Source organism: Pseudomonas meliae (assembly GCF_001400515.1).
GTDB lineage: Bacteria > Pseudomonadota > Gammaproteobacteria > Pseudomonadales > Pseudomonadaceae > Aquipseudomonas > Aquipseudomonas amygdali.
Window position 1 is genome coordinate 1 of record NZ_LJQT01000391.1, and the last position, 1,005, is coordinate 1,005.

The window sequence follows — 1,005 nt, forward strand, 5'->3', positions numbered from 1 at the left end:
TTGATCGGAGAATCCCTAGTCTGAAAATAGAATTCCGCCAATGATGAGTGGTTAATAATAAAAATCCTAAAGGCAGAGGTAGGTTCGTCGCCCTGTAGGTAGATTCAAATTTGAATTGCATCAGGTACGTCATAAATATTACTGGTGACCTCACTCATCAAGCGGTGATCCAACAAAACTTGTAGAATCGTAGGTGCCGTTGCACTGCAGACGATAATCTTATCATTCGTTTGGTCAAAGTTCAAACCCCAGTTCCTTAGCGCATTAACTTGTTTCAAACTGTTCATGAAACCAGGGTTTGAATAAAGGGATTTTTGCTCAATCGTAGCCATGCGTCGCAATTGTGTGGAATTGGTTCCGATATACTCGACAAGGGGAGTAATATCAGCGAATAAGTTGGAAAAATCGGGATCTGCTTGCAACTCCGTGAATGCTTGAGTGTAAGCCTCTTTGTATTGCATCAGTGATTCAAATGCGCGTTTAGCCGTGATCAACAATGTGTCTACCGAACAGTAGAAGTCAAAGTTTTTTTCTATAGTAAAACCGTTATCCTCGGCAGCGGAGAGCTCGCCGTTACTGAAAACCATATTGATGAATTTGTTAGGGTACGAAGTTTTCCATGAGGCCGTTGAGCGTTTCACTGCATAGAGGGTTTGGCCATTATGAGTAAATTTTACCACGTAGCCTTGAGCACCCTTTAGGTCGTCAACGGAATTTACGGCACACTCGGGCTCTGGGCGGTCTACCTGGACCTTTAATAGCGAAAAATTTGTTGCAAGTGCTGGGGCAGCCAAGCAACTGTTGTCATTCGTTTGAGCAAGGTAGGAGTATTGTGCAAATTCAGTGGTTCGATTGACCTCGTGGATCAGCACATTTTTAAGCAGGGTATTGACGGTCTCATCAGTTTGGACATATGCAGCGTTAAATTTTCGATCTGTGGTGCTTTTTTTTGAAAATCCACAAGTGCACTGTGGAATCTATATAGTTAAGGAGCCGCTGATTTAT

At 42.8% G+C, this 1,005-nt stretch carries 1 protein-coding gene; it reads right to left on the bottom strand.

The window, feature by feature from the left end:
• Window positions 1–104: 104 nt before the first annotated feature.
• The gene (locus tag ALO64_RS18125; protein ID WP_235378775.1) at window positions 105–794 is read right to left on the bottom strand and encodes a DUF4868 domain-containing protein; all 690 of its coding nucleotides are present in this window, start codon (window positions 792–794) and stop codon (window positions 105–107) included.
• Window positions 795–1,005 lie beyond the last annotated feature (211 nt).